At 65.4% G+C, this 19,649-nt stretch carries 14 protein-coding genes; 8 read left to right on the top strand and 6 right to left on the bottom strand.

What is annotated here, in order from left to right; genetic code table 11:
- Positions 1-2 precede the first annotated feature (2 nt).
- The 3 genes from JX552_RS14835 to JX552_RS14825 form a co-directional block, all read right to left on the bottom strand.
- Positions 3-761 (bottom strand): GAF and ANTAR domain-containing protein, encoded by a 759-nt coding sequence (locus JX552_RS14835; RefSeq protein ID WP_205878080.1) that lies wholly within the window; start codon positions 759-761, stop codon positions 3-5.
- Positions 762-804: 43 nt separating this feature from the next.
- Complete coding sequence (locus JX552_RS14830; RefSeq protein WP_205878079.1) at positions 805-1,512, bottom strand: GAF and ANTAR domain-containing protein; 708 nt, start codon at positions 1,510-1,512, stop codon at positions 805-807.
- A gap of 171 nt (positions 1,513-1,683) precedes the next feature.
- Positions 1,684-2,520 (bottom strand): SDR family oxidoreductase, encoded by an 837-nt coding sequence (locus JX552_RS14825; protein WP_205878078.1) that lies wholly within the window; start codon positions 2,518-2,520, stop codon positions 1,684-1,686.
- Between the two features lie 433 nt (positions 2,521-2,953).
- On the opposite strand from JX552_RS14825, the gene JX552_RS14820 reads away from it, so the two are divergent.
- Both JX552_RS14820 and JX552_RS14815 read left to right on the top strand, forming a co-directional pair.
- Complete coding sequence (locus JX552_RS14820) at positions 2,954-4,051, top strand: ferredoxin reductase (protein ID WP_205878077.1); 1,098 nt, start codon at positions 2,954-2,956, stop codon at positions 4,049-4,051.
- Positions 4,052-4,066: 15 nt separating this feature from the next.
- On the top strand, positions 4,067-5,470 hold the full coding sequence (locus JX552_RS14815) for a fatty acid desaturase family protein (protein ID WP_205878076.1): 1,404 nt from the start codon (positions 4,067-4,069) through the stop codon (positions 5,468-5,470).
- A 34-nt stretch (positions 5,471-5,504) separates the two neighbouring features.
- Here JX552_RS14815 and JX552_RS14810 read toward each other — a convergent pair whose 3' ends face one another.
- On the bottom strand, positions 5,505-7,115 hold the full coding sequence (locus tag JX552_RS14810) for an arylsulfatase (RefSeq protein ID WP_241011052.1): 1,611 nt from the start codon (positions 7,113-7,115) through the stop codon (positions 5,505-5,507).
- Between the two features lie 37 nt (positions 7,116-7,152).
- Between JX552_RS14810 and JX552_RS14805 the strand changes: the two genes are divergently transcribed.
- Positions 7,153-7,989 (top strand): SDR family NAD(P)-dependent oxidoreductase, encoded by an 837-nt coding sequence (locus tag JX552_RS14805; protein WP_431195954.1) that lies wholly within the window; start codon positions 7,153-7,155, stop codon positions 7,987-7,989.
- A gap of 8 nt (positions 7,990-7,997) precedes the next feature.
- Here the strand turns inward: JX552_RS14805 and JX552_RS14800 are convergent, their stop codons facing one another.
- Positions 7,998-9,500: a glycoside hydrolase family 183 protein gene (locus JX552_RS14800; protein ID WP_205878073.1), complete on the bottom strand. Its 1,503-nt coding sequence runs from the start codon at positions 9,498-9,500 to the stop codon at positions 7,998-8,000.
- A 370-nt stretch (positions 9,501-9,870) separates the two neighbouring features.
- Between JX552_RS14800 and glgX the strand changes: the two genes are divergently transcribed.
- Together glgX and JX552_RS14790 are read left to right on the top strand one after the other, a co-directional pair.
- Complete coding sequence (gene glgX / locus JX552_RS14795; RefSeq protein WP_241011145.1) at positions 9,871-11,988, top strand: glycogen debranching protein GlgX; 2,118 nt, start codon at positions 9,871-9,873, stop codon at positions 11,986-11,988.
- A 129-nt stretch (positions 11,989-12,117) separates the two neighbouring features.
- The gene (locus JX552_RS14790; protein ID WP_205878071.1) at positions 12,118-12,879 is read left to right on the top strand and encodes a sensor domain-containing protein; all 762 of its coding nucleotides are present in this window, start codon (positions 12,118-12,120) and stop codon (positions 12,877-12,879) included.
- Here JX552_RS14790 and JX552_RS14785 read toward each other — a convergent pair whose 3' ends face one another.
- Positions 12,880-16,881 carry a PPE domain-containing protein gene (locus tag JX552_RS14785; RefSeq protein WP_205878070.1) on the bottom strand — a complete coding sequence of 1,334 codons (4,002 nt, stop codon included), beginning with the start codon at positions 16,879-16,881 and terminating at the stop codon, positions 12,880-12,882. It lies immediately after the preceding gene.
- Positions 16,882-17,214: 333 nt separating this feature from the next.
- Between JX552_RS14785 and JX552_RS14780 the strand changes: the two genes are divergently transcribed.
- From JX552_RS14780 to JX552_RS14770, 3 genes are all read left to right on the top strand, one after another.
- Positions 17,215-17,490, top strand: a complete 276-nt coding sequence (locus JX552_RS14780; protein ID WP_205878456.1) for a DUF4235 domain-containing protein — start codon at positions 17,215-17,217, stop codon at positions 17,488-17,490.
- Between the two features lie 143 nt (positions 17,491-17,633).
- On the top strand, positions 17,634-18,527 hold the full coding sequence (locus tag JX552_RS14775; RefSeq protein WP_205878069.1) for a DUF1295 domain-containing protein: 894 nt from the start codon (positions 17,634-17,636) through the stop codon (positions 18,525-18,527).
- Entirely contained in the window at positions 18,524-19,648 is a 1,125-nt protein-coding gene (locus JX552_RS14770) for an FAD-dependent oxidoreductase (RefSeq protein ID WP_205878068.1), read from the top strand. Before JX552_RS14775 ends, JX552_RS14770 begins: the two co-directional genes overlap by 4 nt.
- The last annotated feature ends 1 nt before the right edge of the window (position 19,649 follow it).

The raw sequence follows: 19,649 nt of genomic DNA, 5'->3' as shown, positions 1-19,649 counted from the left end.
CGTTACTCCGTTGGGGCCGAGAGTATTTCGGCTAATCCCACGATGATCAGCGGCCGGGCATCCCGATCGGTCATCAACCTGCGCGCCAGGTTGCTCAGGTGCTCGCCGTTGGCCCGCGCGTACGTCCGCATAAGCTGAAACGCCTCCTCGACAGAAATATCCAGCATCTCCCGGAGTAAGCCTTTCGCCTGCTCGATAACGACCCGGTTGGTCAGCGCGGAGCGTAACTGCGGTAGCACAGTGACGGGGGTGGGTGGGTGTTCTTGGAGTATGGCGACACAGGCGATGTGGGTGAGGGTCTGCCCGACGAGCAAGTCGGCTTCGGTGAGCTCGCCGGGACGGGTACCGAACAGATTGAGCGCCCCCAGAACGGTTCCAGCCGCGCGCATGGGGACCGCGTGAACGGAGGCGAAGCCAACCCGGATCGCGGCCGGAACGAATTGCGGCCACCGGTCGGCTTCCTGCCGAAGGTCGGCCACTGACACTCGTTCACCGGTGGCGTAGCAATCCAGGCAGGGGCCATCGTCGGCCAGTAGCTGGAAGAGTTCGAGTTCGCGGGCCTGCTCCGAGGTGGCGGCCAGCAGGCGGAGCTGGTGCAGGGGGTCCACGAGCAGGATGCCCGCCGCGTCGATATCGAGCAAGTCGGCGCAGTGTTCGGTGAGGTCCGTTAGTAGATCCACGACGTCAAAGTCATCAAGCAGACTGTCAACCAGCGAAACGACGGCGTCCAGCACGCGTGTTTCCCGGGGAATATCGGTCACGTTTGCCTTCTTCCTGAGTTCTTCCCAGAGTGCACGTCGCGCATCAGTCGGCCTCCAGCCGCAACCGGCGGTCGAGGATGTCGCGCGCGACGTCGGTAGCGCTGCGGCCCGTGGCGTAAGCGTGGGCGCGCAGCCGAACCAGCGCCTCGGCGGGCTCAACTCCCAACTGGGCGACGAGCATTCCCGTGGCCTGGCTCACCTCTGCCCGGCTCAGGTTGTTCAGTTCGGCCCACGCGTTGCTGCCTGGATCGGCCATGCCGGCCTGGATGTCGTCGTCCAGGAGATCCAGAACGGGGACGGCCGCGAGTTCGGCGGCGACGGTTGCGCCGGTCAAGTCGTTTTGCAGCAGTTGACCTGGCCGCATGCGGAACAGGTCCAGGGCGCCGATATATTCGCCTGCTACAAGGACGGGTAGCGCATATACGCCCCTGATTTCATGAGCCAGCATGGCTGGCCCGTACGCAGGCCAGCGCGACTCTTCTGGATCGGCGAGGTCGCAGACCAGGACCGGCGAACGCCGCGCCACCGATTCCAGGCATGGCCCCTCGCCGAGGGTGAACTGCAACTCGTCGTAGATGCGCGCGCTCCTGCCACTGGATCCCAGGGTCGCACTGTTCACACCGTCGAAGACAAGCGAAATCGCCGCTGCATCAACGTCTAGGAGAACTACGCACGCCTCGCACAGGCGGTCAGCGGCTTCGACTCCGTGCCGGCCGTCGACGGCCGCGAGGAGTTCCTCGTAGATTTCCACATCTAGCCGAACGGAACCCGCGGCGACAACGTCATGCCCCCACCCTGTCACTAATTCGGAGATATGACGAACGCTACCGGACTACCACGGCCGGTGAATCGCCGATTCCGCCGATTCGCACAGCATCGATGACTATCGGACATCGGCTGTATCTTGTTACGCATCAATAGGTTACGCGCCTTCGGCCGCTTTGCGTACCCGCGATTCGTAGCCCGAGCGCGCGTCAGCGTCCAGCGTCCGCAGGACACGCTTGCGGGTGAGGCGACCACGTACCGCGGCAACCAACCGGTCCGGGACAGTGGCGGCAGCGGTCTCATAGACCCGCATCCAGCCCGGAACCGCGACGACCGCGCGTCGGTGGGCGCATGCCGCAACGACCGCGCGAGCGATGTCTTCCGGGTTGACGGTGGGCAGCATGCCACCGAGCTTCACGCCGGCCGTCAACTCGGTGCGCACGGCGCACGGCAATACAACGGAGACCGTGACACCCGAACCGGCGAGCTCATCACGCAGGGCTTCGCTGAACCCAACGACCGCGTGCTTGCTTGCACAATAGGTAGCCAGTCCGGCCGCGGGCACCTTGCCCAAGTAGGAGCTGACATTGACGACGTGGCCGCGGCCACGCGCCAGCATGCCTGGCAGGGCAAGCTTGGTGCCGGTCAGCACGCCTCTGGTATTGATGTCGAGTATCGCGTCGGTGACCGCGTCGTCTTCACCGACGAAGGCGCCGGCCGGCATGATGCCTGCGTTGTTCACCAATATCGCCAGCGGGCTCCCGGCCGCATCGACGGCATCCAGAAATGCGGCGAATGATTCCCTGGACCGTACGTCCAGACCCAGTCCGTGCCCGCCGATCTCAGCGGCGGCAGCGTCGGCCAGGTCGGCGTCGAGATCACCGATGAAAACGCGAGATCCTTTGGCCGCAAAGGCTCTTGCGGTGGCCAGTCCGATGCCGCGCGCGCCGCCGGTGATGGCCACGGCAGCACCGCTGAGCCGGATCGGCGGCATCGTCAGGATCCGTATGCAAGTTCGGCGACCAGGTGGGTCGTCCGCGGATCGTCACGCACGCGATCTACCACCCGGCGGACATCGCTGACGATCATCGTCTTCAGCCTCCCATCACTCACCTGCTCGGCGCTTGCGGCAGCCCCAACATATGCCTGGCCAACTTCCCCCGGGTGTACGCAACGCCGGCTACGGCGAACACGAGCGATCCGAGCGCGACGCCGAGAAAATCTTGGCCGCCAGGTTTGAAATGCTCGAGGCCGGGCACTTCGTGGCCAGACCCGGGTAGCGCAGCGCGGGCCGGTTTGTCGCGCGTTCATGCTTCAGTGAACATTAGTTTTCGTAAGTGCTGACGTGCTGATGCGTAAATACGAAGTAATACAACTTGTTTGCTTGTATGTAGAAGTTTGAGTGAACAGTTGTGTACCATTTAGACATGGCAGAGCGCGGCGCACAGCCTCAGGTACCTCGAGGCCGCAGATGGTTCCTGCGGGCGGTGCGGCAATTGTTCAAGCCGCTGCAGCCCGACGATTACATCGAGATGATCAACCCCCTGTGGACGACGAAGGAGCTGCGCGGCAAAGTCGAGCGGGTCGAACCGCAGGGGTCCGAAGCGGCGAGCGTTCTCATTCGGCCGGGTTACGAGTGGCCGGGCCACAAGCCCGGGCAGTACGTACGGCTCGGACTGGTGATCGACGGCGTGTACCACTGGCGCGCGTACTCGTTGACCTCGGATCCGGAACCCGCAGACGGCTTGATCAGCGTGACGCCCAAGAATGTCGACGGCGGTGTCGTCTCGCCGTATCTGGTCGAGAAGATTCAGCCCGGAGAGTTGGTCCGGCTCGGCGAGATCGAAGGTGTGTTCACCCTCCCCGAGCCGTTGCCCGCCAAAATGCTGTTCATCAGCGCCGGCAGCGGCATCACGCCGATCATGAGCATGCTGCGCAGCCTCGATCGTCGCGACGAGGTACGTGACGTGCTGGTAATCCACTCGGCCCGGACCCGCGAGCAGGTCATGTTTCTCTCGGTACTAGAAGATCTCGACAGCCGCCATCAGGGAATGCGCCTGGACCTGCGCCTCACCTCCGACCGGGGTCGGCTCAAGCCGGGCGACCTGGATGAGATATGTCGGGACTGGCGAGATCGCGAGTCGTTCTGCTCGGGGCCGGAGGAAATGCTTGATGCGCTGATCGAACACTGGGAGAACAACGGTGATCCGGATCGTCTGCACTACGAACGGTTTCAGCCCAAGATCGGCGGTGACGCCGCAGCCGGTGAGGGTGGCGAAGTCCGCTTCCTAGAGAGCGACAAGAGTGCCGAATGTGACGGCGGCACATCAATTCTGGAGGCCGGCGAGAAGGCCGGTCTGGAACTCGCATTCGGATGCCGAATCGGCATCTGCCACACCTGCACGGGGACGCTCAAATCGGGCAAGCTGCGTGACCTGCGCTCGGGTGATGTCACCGAACCCACCGGGCAGGACGTCCGGATCTGCATCAACGCCGCCGAAGGCGATGTCGAACTCGAACTTTGATCGAAAGGAAGCGCAGTGACCTCAACTCTGCAACGTATCGAAAACCCGTTCGCCCATCTGGGAGAGCAGGAACGGGAGAAAATCGGAAAAGAACTCGACGCCATTCATGATGAGGTGTTCGCTGATCTCGGCGCACGCGACCGCCAGTACATCAAAACGGTGATTTCGGTGCAGCGGCAGATCGTGGTGGTCGGCCGCGTGCTCCTACTGGCCTCGCGATCGCGGACCTCGTGGATCCTCGGCACTGCGTGTCTAGGCATGGCCAAGATCTTGGAGAACATGGAGATCGGCCACAATGTGATGCACGGCCAATGGGATTGGATGAACGATCCCGATATCCACTCCTCCGTGTGGGACTGGGACACCGCCTCGACGGCGGAGTCGTGGCGGCATTCGCACAACTTCATTCACCACACCTATACCAATATTCGTGGCAAGGATAAGGATCTCGGCTACGAGATCATGCGGATTGACCCGAACCAGAAATGGCGCCCGGCGTATCTGGGTCAATTCTTTTACAACGCACTGCTCACCGTGTTGTTCGAGTGGGGCGTGGCGGTGCACGACATGGACATCGACGCCATCCGCTCCGGTGAGAAGCCCTGGTCTGAGGTGCGGAAGGATCTCAAGGGCATCGGCGTCAAGGCCCGCTCGCAGGTCATCAAGGACTACATCGGCTGGCCGTTGATCAGTGCCGGTGCATTTGCCTTGGTACAACTGGCTTCTGGCGGTCGACTCGACCAGCCGGCGGAGTCCCGCCTCGCGCGCCGACTACGGAAGATATCGCGCGGAGGCCGACTCGGTGCCACGGCAACATTTTTCGACAAGACACTGCCCGGTGCCGAAAGCACCTACCTGCGTACTCTGGCCGCTGACGCGCTGGCCAACGTCATTCGTAATGTGTGGGCGCACGCCATCATCTTCTGTGGCCACTTCCCCGACCAGACCTACACATTCAGCCCGGAAGAAGTCCAGGACGAATCGCGCGGGGAATGGTATCTCCGTCAGTTGGTCGGCGCGGCCAACATCGAAGGCAGCCCGCTGTTCCATGTGATCAGCGGCAACCTCGGATACCAGGTGGAGCATCACCTGTACCCGGATATGCCCAGCAGTCGGTATTCGGAGATCGCACCGAAGATCAAGGAGATCTGCGAGCGCTACGAGCTGCCCTATAACACCGGGCGTTTTTCGAAGCAGTGGTTCATGGTGCATCGCACCATCTTTCGGTTGGCGTTCCCGGGCGGCAAACCCCGGCCGAAGCCCGGACCCTACCGCAGTGCCGACCGGTCCACCCCCGACCAGAGATCCAGTGAGGCGAGCCGGTACCGCGAGCGAGTGCCCGCCGAGCACCCCGACGCCGGCCCCGAGCACGAATCAGGCGGGGTCGAAGTGCAGCCGCCGCCACGCGGCAAGGACTGAACCGGCAAGCACTGAACCGGCAAGGACGCCGGCCTCACGCGAACAGTGTGGGGTCGGCGTCGAATACCGATATCGGCTCCACGATCACACCGTTGTCCTCGACGTAGCGGTCCCACAACGCGACGAGTTCGGAAAGTTTGTCAGGATGCGCGGCGGCCAGATCATGGATCTCGCCCGGATCCGCCGACAGGTCATAAAGCTGCCAGGCGCCGGGACCGTACGGCGCGGGTAGGTGCAACGCCTTCCAGTCACCCTGGCGAATCGCGCGGCGGCCGAACAACTCCCAGCCGGTGCCGGTCTGCTCGTCGTGCACGCTGCCCGCCGCACCCGAGAGATACCCCATCATGGAGCGGCCTTGCATCGGTTCCACCTGGCGGCCGCGGTAGCTGGCTCCCGGATGCTCGACGCCGGCAAGTTCCAGCACGGTAGGCGCGATGTCCATGGCGGTCGCGAATGCCGTGCCGATTTCACCCTGGCGCCCGAAGCCCGGCCAGGTGGCGAAGCCGACCACCCGGATACCGCCCTCGGTGGTGAAGGCCTTGTGCAGCCGCGACGGAGCGGTGGCGGCCTGGGCCCATCGCGGCCCGTACCAGATGTAGGAGGTGGGGCGGCCGAGGTTATCCGGGCTGTTGTCGCAGTACTTTTCGATCTGCGCGGCGATCTGGGGACCACGCAGCGGCATCGCCTCGACGATCGCGCCCTCAGCGCCATTGTCGGACAGGAAGATCACCACCGTGTTGTCCAATTCGCCCGTCTCGGCCAGATAGTCGACGACCCGGCCGATGTTCCAGTCCATCCGGTCCACCATCCCGGCATAGACCTCCATGCTGCGCGCCGAGCGGGCCCGCTCATCGTCGGTCATGTCGTCCCACTCCGGGGCGCCGTCGGCCACCACAGGATGCGCCTCGACATCGGGTGGGCACAGCCCCAGCCGCTTCATTGCGGCCAGCCGCTCTTCGCGCAGCACGTCCGGACCGGCATCGTAGCGGCCGCGGTAGGCCGCGATGGATTCGTCAGGTGCCTGCAACGGCCAGTGCGGGGCCTGGAACGGCAGGTACGCGAAGAACGGTCGCTCGTCATCGGCGGAACGTTCGCGCAGATAGCGCAGGAGTGTGTCGGTGTAGTAATCCGAGGAGTAGAAGTCCTCACCGACGGTGACGAATTGGTCGTCTTCGGTGTAAAGCGTCGGCACCGAGAGGAATCCGGCTCCGCCACCTCCGTAGTGGCTGGCGCCTGCCGGCAAGAGCGCGAACGAACGCTCGAAACCGCGCGCCCACGGCGACCTTTCGATGGTGGCGCCCAGATGCCACTTGCCCGACATCAGCGTCAGATAGCCCGCGTCGCGCAACAACTCCGGCAACGCAACCACCCGGTCGTTCAGATACCCTTCGTAGCCCGGTGCACCCTGAAAGCCGGGGACGGCCACCTCCAGCATGGTGCCGATGCCGGCGACATGATGATCGGTTCCGGTCAGCAGCATCGCCCGCGTGGGCGAGCAGGCCGGCGCCGAGTGGAAATCGGTGAACCGGATCCCCTGATAGGCCAGCCGGTCCAGATTTGGGGTCTTGATCTCACCGCCGAAGGCGCCGAGATCGGAGAAGCCGAGATCGTCGGCCACAATCACCAGAAAGTTGGGTCGCGTCACCTGGAGCATCCTGTCAGCTTCGGCACAAGATATGACCATGGCACAGGCTTATGGGTTGTTGACGGGTCGTGTCGCGGTAGTCACCGGCGGAGCCGGCGGCATCGGCGCGGCCACGTCGCGGCTGTTCGCCGAGCACGGCGCCCGAGTCGTCATCGCCGACATCGACGACGAGCGCGCGCAGCGCACCGCCGACGAGATCGCCTCCTCCGGTGGGACGGCGCGGGCAGTCGCCACCGATGTTCGAGACGAGGAACAGGTCGCCGCGCTCGCGGCTACGGTGCGCGACCGCTACGGCGGTATCGACGTGCTGGTGAACAACGTCGGGCACTGGGTCCGGCATCCCGGCAGCTTCGCCGGTACCGACCCGGATCTGTGGGACGAGCTGTACCGGGTGAACCTCCACCATGTCCTCCTGGTCACCCGGGCTTTCCTGCCGATGATGATCGCTCAGCGAGCCGGCGCGATCGTGAACGTCTCCTCCGTCGAGGGACTGCGCGGCTACCCGGAGGATCCGGTCTACGCAGCGTTCAAGGCGGCCGTCATCCAATTCACTCGCAGCTTGGCGGTGCAGGTCGGCGGTGACGGTGTGCGGGTCAATGCGATCGGTCCCGATGTCACCGAATCGCTGCAGGTGCCCTACTCACAGTGGCTCTCCCCCGACGAGCAGAGCCGGTGGCCGCACTGGGTGCCGGTCGGACGCATGGGGCTGCCCGAGGACCAGGCCCGGGTCATTCTGTTCCTGGCCTCGGACCTGTCGTCATTCGTCACCGGCCACACGATTCCGACGGATGGCGGGACGGGTGCGGCGGGCGGATGGTTCCGTTCGTCGCGACGCTCCGGGCGGGACTGGACCAATCGCCCGTTCGACCCCTAACCGAGTCCCTAACCCAGCGAAGTGTGCATCAACATCACGTCGTATGCCGACCACAGCGACAGGTTGAAGTACACGTCCTTGCCCGTCGTCCAGGGATGCATCATCGGTGCATAAACGCCGCCCGGCATCTGGAAATTCGACACCAGCAGGTGCTCCGGGCCGTAGGGCCCCTGCGGGGTGGGCGCGGTCCGGGCCACCACGTCGTTGGCGCCGTTGGTGTACATCACCAGGTACTGCTTGAGGTAGGTGTTGTACTGGGCCGACATCTCAGCGACCGGGCCGGGGATGACCGGAGTCGCCGCCGACGGCTTGTTCGGCACCCAGGAGTTCGAATCGCCGTTCCAGTACTCGTATTTCGTGAGGTCCGGAATGAACCGCGGCTGCACACGTGACAGGTGCGCCGCACCGCCGCGCCCGTTCGGGGTGCCGAAGGAGTACAGGTAACCGTCGCTGCCCTTGAGATAGGCCCCCATCTGGAAATTCTCGTTGCCCTCGACGTACGGAACCCGCGCAGCGTCGGGACCGTTGGCGCGGATGGTGCCCGGGTACACCGACCAGGTCTGCCCGTTGTCGGTCGACATTGCGACACCGGAGTAGTTCGTCCACCATTCGCCGTCGCGACCCCAGTCCTTGATGGACATGAAGTTGATGTACTGCGTCTTGCCGACGGAGATAGCAGCTGTTGGGATGATTCCGGTCTCTTCCCTGGCGTACTTGATGCTGTTGATGACCTGCCGGGAGAAGCCGGGCTGCTGGGTCGGCGAACCGGCGTACCTGTTGCTGGGGTCGCCGGCGGCCACGTGCAGTCCGTGGGACAGGTCTTGGTCGTTGCTGCGGAACAACACGTTGTAGCGCCACTGGTCACCCTTGACTGCGCAGTAGCCGAACGTGTCACCGAAGGCCATCAGCACCTGGTGGTTGGCGGGATCGCCGTTGTCCCAGAGGATTCCGAGATCGGTCCCGGAGATGCCGAACCGCTCGAGGGTCTTGTTCGGGCCGTCCGGTCCGGTCACCCATTCGACCAGCGAGGTGTTGGAGCCGCCGAGGGCGCCGTCGGCGTCCGGTGACCCGGCCGGCGGTGCCGGCGCCGGAGCCGGTGGTGGAACGGCCGCCTCCGGCGCCGGGGCCAGCTGGTCGGCCGCAGGCTGCTGCCCCGCAGCAGGCGGAGCCGGAACCGGGGGTGCGGGATTGGCGCCCGGGACGAGCGCCTGCTGTTGCATCGGCGCGGAGTAGCGCTGTCCCGGTTGCAGCACCCGCTGCAGCGGACCGAGCCGGGGCAGCGGTGCACGGTCGTTGGCGCCTCGCGGCCGCTTGTTCATCGGGCCGAGCACCTTGCCCCCCGGATTGGTCACCACCGCGTTCGCCGGAGGCGGGACGTTCGCTTCCGGGGCGCTACACGGCAGCGCATGCGCCTGCGGGGCGAGGCCGGGCACGAGGCCGATCGGAAGGATGAGTCCGACAGCGGCCGTCGCTGCCAGCGATACCGAAACAAAGCGAGGAATCGCCGACATGTCACACCTTTCCAGCGGCCGGACGTGAATTGACGTCCGCATGGGTTGATGTGACGATAGTGAGCAATGAGGTTCTTGTGACCGTTGAGCAGTCAATAGGTATGCGTCCGTGACCGTGTCGCAACCCGCTCCGGAATCCCGAAAGCAACGTTGACCGAGCCTTTTTCGGCCTAACGCGCCAGACCGCGCAGACTGAGAGCGATCTCATGCTTAACCCGGGGTGGCAACGGATATACAGAGCCCGACCGCCGATGTTCCCAGTTCGGTCAATCCGTCGAAGTCAGGAGGCACGGTGGTTAATGTCAGCACAGAGCAGGGCGCGACACCGGATAGCACGAACGGATCGGGCCGCCCCGAAGACCGCCCCGAAGTGTGGCCGGGCAAGGCATACCCGCTGGGATCGAGCTATGACGGGTCCGGCACGAATTTCGCGGTGTTCAGCGAGGTGGCCGAGCGGGTCGAGCTCTGCCTGTTCGACGACGACGGCACGGAAACCAGAATCGCGCTGCCGGAAATGGACGGATTCGTCTGGCACGCCTTCCTGCCCAGCGTCCAGCCGGGTCAGCGTTACGGGTTCCGGGTGCACGGCCCCTACGATCCCGCCAACGGCCACCGGTGCAACCCGAACAAGTTGCTGGTGGACCCGTATTCGAAGGCGATCGACGGGTCATTCCAGTGGGACCAGTCGTTGTTCAGCTACAACTTCGGCGATCCGGACAGCCGCAATGACGAGGACTCCGCGGCCAACATGCCCAAGTCGGTAGTGATCAACCCCTACTTCGACTGGGGCGTGGACCGCCCGCCCGGCCATGAGTACGCCGACAGCGTCATCTACGAGGCGCACGTCAAAGGCCTCACTCAAACCCATCCCGCGATCCCCGATCGGATCCGCGGCACCTATTCGGCGATCGCGCACCCGGCGATCATCGAGCACCTGACCACCCTGGGAGTGACGGCGATCGAGCTGATGCCGGTGCACCACTTCGCCAACGACTCCACGCTCATCGAGAAGGGGCTGTCGAACTACTGGGGGTACAACACAATCGGGTTTTTCGCTCCCGACTTCAAGTACACAGCCAGCAACACACCCGGTGGCCAGGTCCAGGAGTTCAAGGCCATGGTACGGGCGCTGCACGAGGCGAACATCGAGGTGATCCTCGATGTCGTCTACAACCACACCGCCGAGGGAAACCACATGGGTCCCACGTTGTCGATGCGCGGCATCGACAACGCGGCCTACTACCGGTTGGTCGACGACGACAAGCAGTACTACATGGACTACACCGGCACCGGAAACAGCCTCAACGTCGGTCATCCGCACACGCTGCAGCTGATCATGGATTCGCTGCGGTACTGGGTCACCGAGATGCATGTCGACGGATTCCGCTTCGACCTGGCCTCCACCCTGGCGCGCGAGTTCTACGATGTGGATCGGCTGTCGGCGTTTTTCGAACTGGTGCAACAGGATCCGATCGTCAGCCAGGTGAAGCTGATCGCCGAGCCGTGGGATGTCGGGCCGGGCGGCTATCAGGTGGGCAATTTCCCGCCGCAGTGGACCGAGTGGAACGGAAAGTTCCGTGACACGATCCGCGATTTCTGGCGCGGCGAGGACGCAATTCTGAGCGAATTCGCCTCCCGGATAAGCGGATCAGCCGACCTCTACGAGCACACCGCACGCCGGCCGGTGGCCTCGATCAACTTCGTCACCGCCCATGACGGCTTCACCCTGCGGGACCTGGTGTCCTACAACGAGAAACACAACGAAGCCAACGGCGAAGACAACAACGACGGCGAGTCGCACAACCGATCCTGGAATTGCGGGGCCGAGGGTCCGACGGACGACCCGGAGATCGAATCGCTCAGGGCCCGCCAGCAACGCAACTTCCTCGCGACAACAATCCTGTCGCAAGGGGTTCCGATGATCTGTCACGGAGACGAACTCGGCCGCACCCAGAACGGCAACAACAATGGCTTCTGCCAGGACAGCGAATTGACCTGGATCGACTGGGACAACACCGACAGTGACCTCATCGAGTTCACCCAGACGGTGGCGGCGATCCGGGCCGCACACCCGGTCTTCCGCAGGCGCCGTTTTTTCACCGGAGCCCCGGTGCGCCACCGCGGGTCCGAAGGTCTACCGGACATCTCCTGGTTCCGGCCCGACGGTTCGGAGATGAGCGACGAGGACTGGGACTCCGGCTTTGGCAAGTCGGTAGCGGTCTTCCTGAACGGTCAGGGGATCCCGGGCACGGATACCCGGGGGCAACGCATCACCGATGACTCGTTCGTGTTGTGCTTCAACGCTCACCATGAGCCGATCGAATTCGTTCTTCCTCCGGACGATTTCGGGCCGGGTTGGACCGCCGTGCTGGACACCGCGACCGGCACCGGAGAGGTGCAGACCGGTGATGCGCTGCCTCCGAAGGGCAAGATCACGGTCGAGGCCCGCGCGGTGGTGCTGCTGCAGCAGACCCAGCACGACGAGTAACCGGAAGGCGCCAGGGACCTGTTCCCCGAGGCGCAGACCGGCAGTATGCTCAGGCCGCCAATTGCGGCAGGCGCGCCGGGGAGTCGCGGATTGCTTGCAGATCAACGAAACAAGCAAGAAGGACAGGTTATGCGCTCCCTCACCGCAGCCGTCTGCGTCACCGCCGCCGGGATACTGGTCGCCGCATGCGGTGGCGACAACGACCACGGCACCCAGTCAACCGGGTCGGCGAGTTCGGCAACGAGTTCGTCCAAGCCACCGATCGCGCAGGCAGCGCTGGCCAATTCGCTGCTTACCCCCTCAGAGATCGACAGCACCCTGGGCACCATGGGGATGGCGATCAAGGACAAGTCCGACAAGCTGGCGGACGACGGCAACAAGCAGTACCCGCAGGGCTGGAAATGGCCCGCCGAATGCCTCTACGCCTACGGCCCGGGCGAGAACCCGGTGTACGCCGGCAGCGGGTTCACGGCGGCTCTCGGTCGCGACGACAGCGCCTCCCCGGCCACCCCGGGCTCCAAGGATATGGACCCCGAGGCTGTGCAGTACCTGGTGGTGTTCCCGTCGGCGACCGAGGCGAAGGCATTCTTCGAGGCGTCGGCCAAAGCCTGGCCCGCCTGCGCGGACCGCACCCTCGTCGTGCCCGCCGACCCCGGCGGTGCTGAGATCACCTGGAAAGTGGGACAGGTGAATTCGTCCAACGGCGTGCTGACCACCACCATCTCGGTCAGCACCACAGACAACGGCACGCCCGTCGGCGGCGCCTGCCAGCGGGCGCTGACCGTGCGCAACAACGTGGTGATCGACGTCAGCGGCTGTGGACCGAAGGACCCGGGCGACGCCGGCGTGAAGCTGGCCACCCAGCTCGCCGGCAAGGTCGAAAAAGCTTAGCTACCCCAGCAGGGGCCGGATGTCCACGTGGAAGCTGCCGGGGCCCGCGGTCGCGAACAGTCGGTCCCCGGCGGCGACCGCGAGGTTGATGACACCGTTGAACGCCTTGGCTCCGGCGCCGTTGGCGGTGACTATGGCAAAGTTGCCGCCCGCCAGTCCCCCGGACTGGTCACCGGCCAACGCGACGTTGCTGCCACCGGCTGTCACGGCGATGTTCAAGACACCGGCCCCGCCGGCCCACACGTCGTGGTTGCCGTCGCCGACCACGGTGGCGATGTTGGCGAAGTTGACCGGGCCATGGCCGCTGGCCGCCACGAGGTTGTTACCCGAGCCGACGACGGTGGACACGATCGCGAAGTTGGCCGGTTGATGTCCACGGACCGTGACGCCGGTGTTGCCGTCGCCGACAGCGGTGGCGACACCACCGACGCTCAGCCCAGCAACACTGGCTGCGACCGTGCTGTTGTTGTTGCCTACCGCGGTAGCGGCGACGGCGATGTTGCCACCCACGCCCCCGGCCGTAGCCGCGACTTCCGTGTTGCCGTCCCCGATCGCCGTGCCGAGGGTCGCGATGTTCGCGCCGACACCCGATGCGGTGGCTGAGACTCCGTTGCCCGCTCCGGCCGCGGTGGCCAGGGTCGCGTAGTTCTGCACACCCGTTGCCGACGCGGTGGCGGTGTTACCGCCACCGATGAACGCGGTCGCCACCGTCGCGATGTTGCCGGCGCCGTTGGCGGTGGCCGAGACGGCGTTGCCGTCGGAGATGGCGGTGCCGAGCGTGGCGATGTTCCCGCCGATGCCCACGGCCCTGGCCACGGCCGCGGTGTTGTTGTCACCGAACACGGTGGCCAAGGTGGCGATATTGCCGCCCGCCCCACCGGACTCGACCACGCCGCCGGTGTTGCCGTCGCCGTACACCGTGCCCAGCGTGGCGATGTTCTCCACGCCGAAGGCGCTGACCTTCATCGAGTTGCCGTCACCGATCACCGTCGAGGCGACCGGCACGTTGCCCACACCGGTCACGTCGACGGTGGCTGTGTTCTGGTCGCCGATTGCGGTGGCGATCGAGACGATGTTGCCCGAACCGGTCGCACTCGCCGACACCGCCGCGTTATTGTCACCGATCACGGTGCCGAGCGTGACGATGTTGCCGCCGACACCGATCGCGTGCGCCCCGGTGAGGGCGTTGCCGCTGCCGAACACGGTAGCCAGGGTGGCGATGTTGCCGCCCACGCCGCCGGCCTCGGCCACCACCGCGGTATTGCCGTCCCCGTAGGAGGTGGCCACCGTGGCGATATTTTCCACCCCGAACGCGGTGGCGACCAGGCCGCTGTTGTCACCGATGCCGGTGGCGATGGTGGCGATGTTGCCCACGCCCGTCGCGCTGACTTTCGCGGTGCTGTTGTCACCGAACACGCTGGCCAGGGTGGCGATGTTGCTGCCACCCCCGCCTGCCTCGGCAGAGACTTGAGTGTTGCCGCTGCCGATCGCGGTGGCAAACGTCGCGATGTTGGCGCCCACGCCTGGCGCGCCGGCGCTGACGCCGTTGTTGTCGCCGATGGCGGTGGCGACGGTGGCGATGTTCTCCACGCCGAACGCGTCGACCTTGGCGGTGTTGTTGTTGCCGATCAGGGTGGCGATGTTGGCGGTGTTGCCCAGTCCAGTCGAGCTGACCGCCGCCGAGTTGCCATCGCCGATCACGGTGGCCAGCGTCGCGGTGTTGCCACCACCGCCGCCGGCTGAGGCGGATACCTGGGTGTTGCCCTCACCGATCGCGGTGGCGAAGGTGGCGACGTTGAGCCCGACACCGGGCGCGCTGGCCGCGACATTGTTGCCGTTGCCGTATGAAGTGGCGACGGTGGCAATGTTCTCCACGCCCAGGGCGCTCGCCGAGGAGGTGTTGTTGTTGCTGAACAGAACGGTGGACAGGGTTGCGGTGTTGCCCGCTCCCAGCGCACTGGCCTGCGCCGTGTTGTTGTCACCGAACACTGTGGCCAGCGTGGCGATGTTGCCGCCCGCGATGCCGGCGTCGGCATCGACCTTGGAGTTGCCCTGGCCGATGGCGGTGGCGATGGTGGCGGTGTTTCCGCCGACGCCCTTGGCCTCGGCGGAGACGTTGTTGTCATGCCCGTAGGAGGTGGCCAGGGTGGCGATGTTTCCGACACCGATCGTCTCGGCCGCCGAGTTGTTGTTGTTGCTCAGCAGCACCGTGGACACGCTGGCGATGTTGCCGGCGCCGAACGCGCTGGCTTTGGCGGTGTTGTTGTCGCCCAACGTCGTGGCGACGGTGGCGATGTTGCCGCCGGCGCCGCCGGCATCGGCGCTGACCTGGGTGTTGCCGTTGCCGAACGCGGTGGCGATCTGTGCGGTGTTGGCCCCGACCCCGACGGCGCTGGCGCCCACCCCGTTGTTGTTGCCGCCCGAGGTGGCGACCGTGGCGATGTTGCCCGCCCCGATCACCTTCGAGGTGACCGTGCTGCCGTTGCCCAACGAGGTGGCGACGTTGCCAATGTTGCCGGCGCCGAGCGCGCTGGCCGCGACGGTGGGATTGTCGGCGCCGAACGCGGTGGCCACCGTGCCGATGTTGTCGGAGCCGCTGGCGTCGGCCGAAACGGCGGTGTTGCCGCTGCCGCCGACAGTCGCGACCGTGCCGATGTTGTTGAGGCCGAAAGAGCTCGCCTTGACGCCGTTGTTGTCGCCGAACAAGGCGGTGGCCACGGTGCCGAGGTGACCGCCGCCGGTCGCGTTGGCATTGATGGTGTTGTTGTTGCCGATGACGGAGGCCGCGACGGTACCGAGGTTGCCGCCAACTCCCGTTGCCGTTGCCGCGACCGCGTTGTTGTTGCCCAGCGCGGCTGCCACCACTCCCTCGTTGCCGCCCGCGCCACCGGCGGCGGCAAGCACGTTGATGTTGCCGCTGCCGGCGACCGCCGCCACGACGGCGTTGTTCTCGACGCCGAACGCGTCGGCCGACACGTTGGTGTTGTTGCTGCCGAAGACCGCGGAGACGATGCCGGTGTTCTCCACGCCGGTCACCTTGGCCGCCACGCCGTTGTTGTTGTTGCCGAAGGCGGCCGCGACGGTGGCGTTGTTCTGCACACCCTCGGCCGTAGCTGAGACAATGTTGTCGTTTCCGAAGGCAGCCGCGACCGTACCGATGTTGCCGACGCCGATGGCGTTGGCGAGCACAGTGTTGTTATTGCCGAATGCCAGCGCACCGGTGCCGATGTTGACCGCGCCGGTAGCGTTCGCGATCGAGTTACTACCGATTACCCCGGCGATGTTGAGCACGCCGCCGGTCGCTGAGGCACTGCTCCCGCCGCCGAAAGCGAACGCGATATCGGCCAGATCGGCGCTCGCCGAACTGTTGGCGCCGCTGGCAACGGCCAGGCCGCCGAAAGTGGTGTTGGCATGGGCGGTGCCGGTCTGTAGCAGTTGCAGCCCGAAGATCGAGATGCTGAAATCCACGCTCGCGCCCGGCAGAGCCAGCGCCTGCTGCCACGGTGCCAACGCCTCGGCCACCGCCGATGCCCCGGCGTGGTAGCCCGCCATCACGGAAACGTCCTGGGCCCATAACTGTTCGTAGACGGCCTCGGTGGCCGCGATCGCGGGTGCATTCTGGCCGAAGAGATTCGAAATCACCAGCGCGACAAAGTCATTACGATTAGCCGCGATGAGTGCCGGATGCACAATCGCGGCCTGCGCGGCCTCGAAGACCGCGGCTGCCGCCGCCGCCTGAACCGCGGTGCCCGCGGCCTGTGCCGCAGCCGCGCTGAGGTAACTTCCGTAGGGAACGGCCGCGGCGGCCATGGCCGCCGACGCCGCACCCTGCCAGGCGCCGCCTACCAGCCCCGAGGTGACCGCGCTGAACGACGATGCCGCGGACTGCAACTCGCCGGCCAAACCCTCCCATGCGGTGGCCGCTTCCAACATCGGCCCCGGACCGGCACCGGAATACATCAGCAGCGAGTTGATCTCGGGGGGCAGCACCGAAAAGTTCATCGAACCTGTCCATTCTCAGCGTCTGGGCTCATTGGGCCGACCGTCGCTCGCAACAGGAGCGGCCGCCGGACACTACACCGCTCCACAGTCGCTCACCGGTGGACTGAGTCGACCGCTTCGCGCGCCACTACCCACCATGCACGCGCCTCCCGCCAACCAAGATTGAGCAACCACCGGAAACAAACTGAGCAGCTTGGCAAGCAAAAACATAGCTGGCAACCGCCGAACCTGCGCTGGATTTCGCCAAATGAAAATCGACTTTCGCTGGAAGCGTTGGAGAACGGGCGGATTCGGGAACACGGGTATCAACAACCGGACGAGAACAGGACCGCTATGAGCGCAAAATCCAAAGCCCTTTACCTTCCGCTGTCGATGGCCACCAGCGTCACCGGCGGCCTGCTGGCCGGCGCCCTCTTCAGTCAAATCTGGAAACGCGTCAGCGACGACGACCAGGCACCGCCCGACCCTAAAGATCTGCGCAACTCCGCCCGCAGCGCATTGATCGGCGCGGGCCTGCAGGGACTGATTTTCGGAGTGGTCAAGGCGGCGGTCGACCGGGCGGGCGCCCGCGGTTATCGAGCGGTCACCGATGAGTCCCCCGCACCCTGATGCGGGCGGTGGCCACGCCGGTAGAACGTGTTACAGTTTGCCGACCGTGGCCGGCAGCCTGGGTCGACCGGGCACTGCGCTGAAGGAGACCCGGATGACGCGCGCTCACCCAATAGTGCTGTGGCAGCAATGAATCCGGTTTCATGACGGCGGCGATGGGCAAGACGCGATCGCTGGCGCTGGTCACCCTCGCGTACCTGGTGGCAATCGGCGCGGCCGCCGCCTGGTTGGTCCGGGGCCCCGCAACCGGCCGGCTGTGGCTGGACACCTTGATCGCCGACGTGGTGGCCACCCTGGTGGTGTTCGTCTTCAGCCGCCTCTACCGCAATTCGAGTTTCTATGACGCGTACTGGAGCGTCATCCCGCCGCTGCTGGCGTTCTATTGGTGGAGCCAGTCCGGGCCGGGAGTAGACCAGCTGCGTTGTTGGCTGGTGGCTGCGCTGATCACGGTTTGGGCGGTGCGTTTGACCGCAAACTGGGTATATGGATTCCCCGGTCTGCACCACGAAGACTGGCGATACCCCATGTTCAAGGAACGCGCCGGGCGATGGGAATTCGTCGTCGACCTGATCGCCATCCACCTCATTCCCACGCTGCAGGTGTTCGCCGCGATGTTGCCGGTGTATGTCTGTGTCACCCGCCCCGGCGCAGGGCTGCGCTGGCTCACCTTCGTCGCCTTTGTGGTCGGACTGGCCGCAGTCATGCTCGAACTCGTCGCCGACGTGCAGATGCACCGATTCGTTCGCGAGGCAAGCGCCGGCACGGCGATGGACCGCGGATTGTGGAGTTGGTCGCGGCATCCGAACTACTTCGGTGAGTTCGGCTTCTGGTTTTCCCTCGCCTTGTTCGGAGTGGCGGCCGCTCCGTCGGATGCCTGGTGGTTGTTCGCCGGAGCGGCGGCGATGCTGGCTATGTTCCTCGGCGCCAGCATTCCGATGATGGAGCAGCGCAGTTTGCAGCGCCGGCCGCAATATCAGCACGTCGTCGATCGGGTCTCGCGATTCGTGCCCCGGCCACCGCGCAAAGCGGCGGCATGAACCCCCGTCGGGTGGTGATCGCGGGTCTGGGCGACGTCGGCATACTGACCGCAATCCACCTGGCGCCGCATTTCGAGGTAGTCGGAATTTCTGCCAAACCCGGTTTGGTCAGTGGCCAGGAACTCGGTGTGCGGCTCGCTCGCCCCGACGACTGGGCACGGGATTACTGGATTCCTTTCGACCGATTCCGCAAATTGGACCGGGTACGGACGGTGCAGGCCGAAATCACCGGAGTCGACCTCGATGGGCGGACCGTCTTCGGGCGCCTCAAGGACGGCACGACGATCGCCGAGCCGTACGACGCGCTGGTCATCTCTACCGGTGTCAGCAACGGCTTCTGGCGCCAGCCCTGCATGCAGTCATCGGCTGAAATCGGTGCCGGCCTCTACGCGGCACACGAGCGGCTCGGCACGGCCAAGTCGGTGATCATCGTCGGTGGCGGCGCGGCGGCGGTGAGCAGTGCTGTCAACCTGGCCACCACCTGGCCTGATCAGCAGATCGATCTCTACTTCCCCGGAGACCGCCCGCTGCGGGAGTACCATCCGCGGACCTGGAAACGCATCGCGACGCGATTGGGCGAACTCGGTGTTGGCTTACACCCTGGCCATCGGGCGGTGATCACCGACGACTTCAGCGGCGACGAGATCACCAGTGACCCGGTGCGCTGGAGCACCGGACAACCACCGGCCGTGGCCGATGCCGTGCTGTGGGCGATCGGGCGGGTGCGCCCCAACACCGAATGGCTGCCGCCGGATCTGCTCGATGAATGCGGATTCGTCCGCGTGACCCGACAGCTTCAGGTACCCGGCCACGCCGATGTGTTCGCGGTCGGGGACGTTGCGGCGACCGATCCGCTGCGCAGCTCAGCGCGTAATCGCGGTGATGGTCTGGTCGCACGGAACGTCCGCGCCACCTTCGCCGGGCGCCCGCTGCGCGCCTTCAAGGCGCCGGGGCGCCGCTGGGGTTCTCTGGTCGGTATCCAGCGTGACGGGTTGGAGGTCTTCTTCCCGACCGGCCACGCCTTCCGATTCCCGCTCTGGTCGGTCGAGCGCGTGGTGATGCCGCTGATCGTGCGCTGGGGCATGTACCGCGGCATCCGTGAGAACCGTCCTTTCGGGTGAG

Source organism: Mycobacterium gordonae, assembly GCF_017086405.1.
Classification (GTDB): domain Bacteria; phylum Actinomycetota; class Actinomycetes; order Mycobacteriales; family Mycobacteriaceae; genus Mycobacterium; species Mycobacterium gordonae_D.
This window is presented reverse-complemented; position numbering and strand designations above follow the sequence as displayed.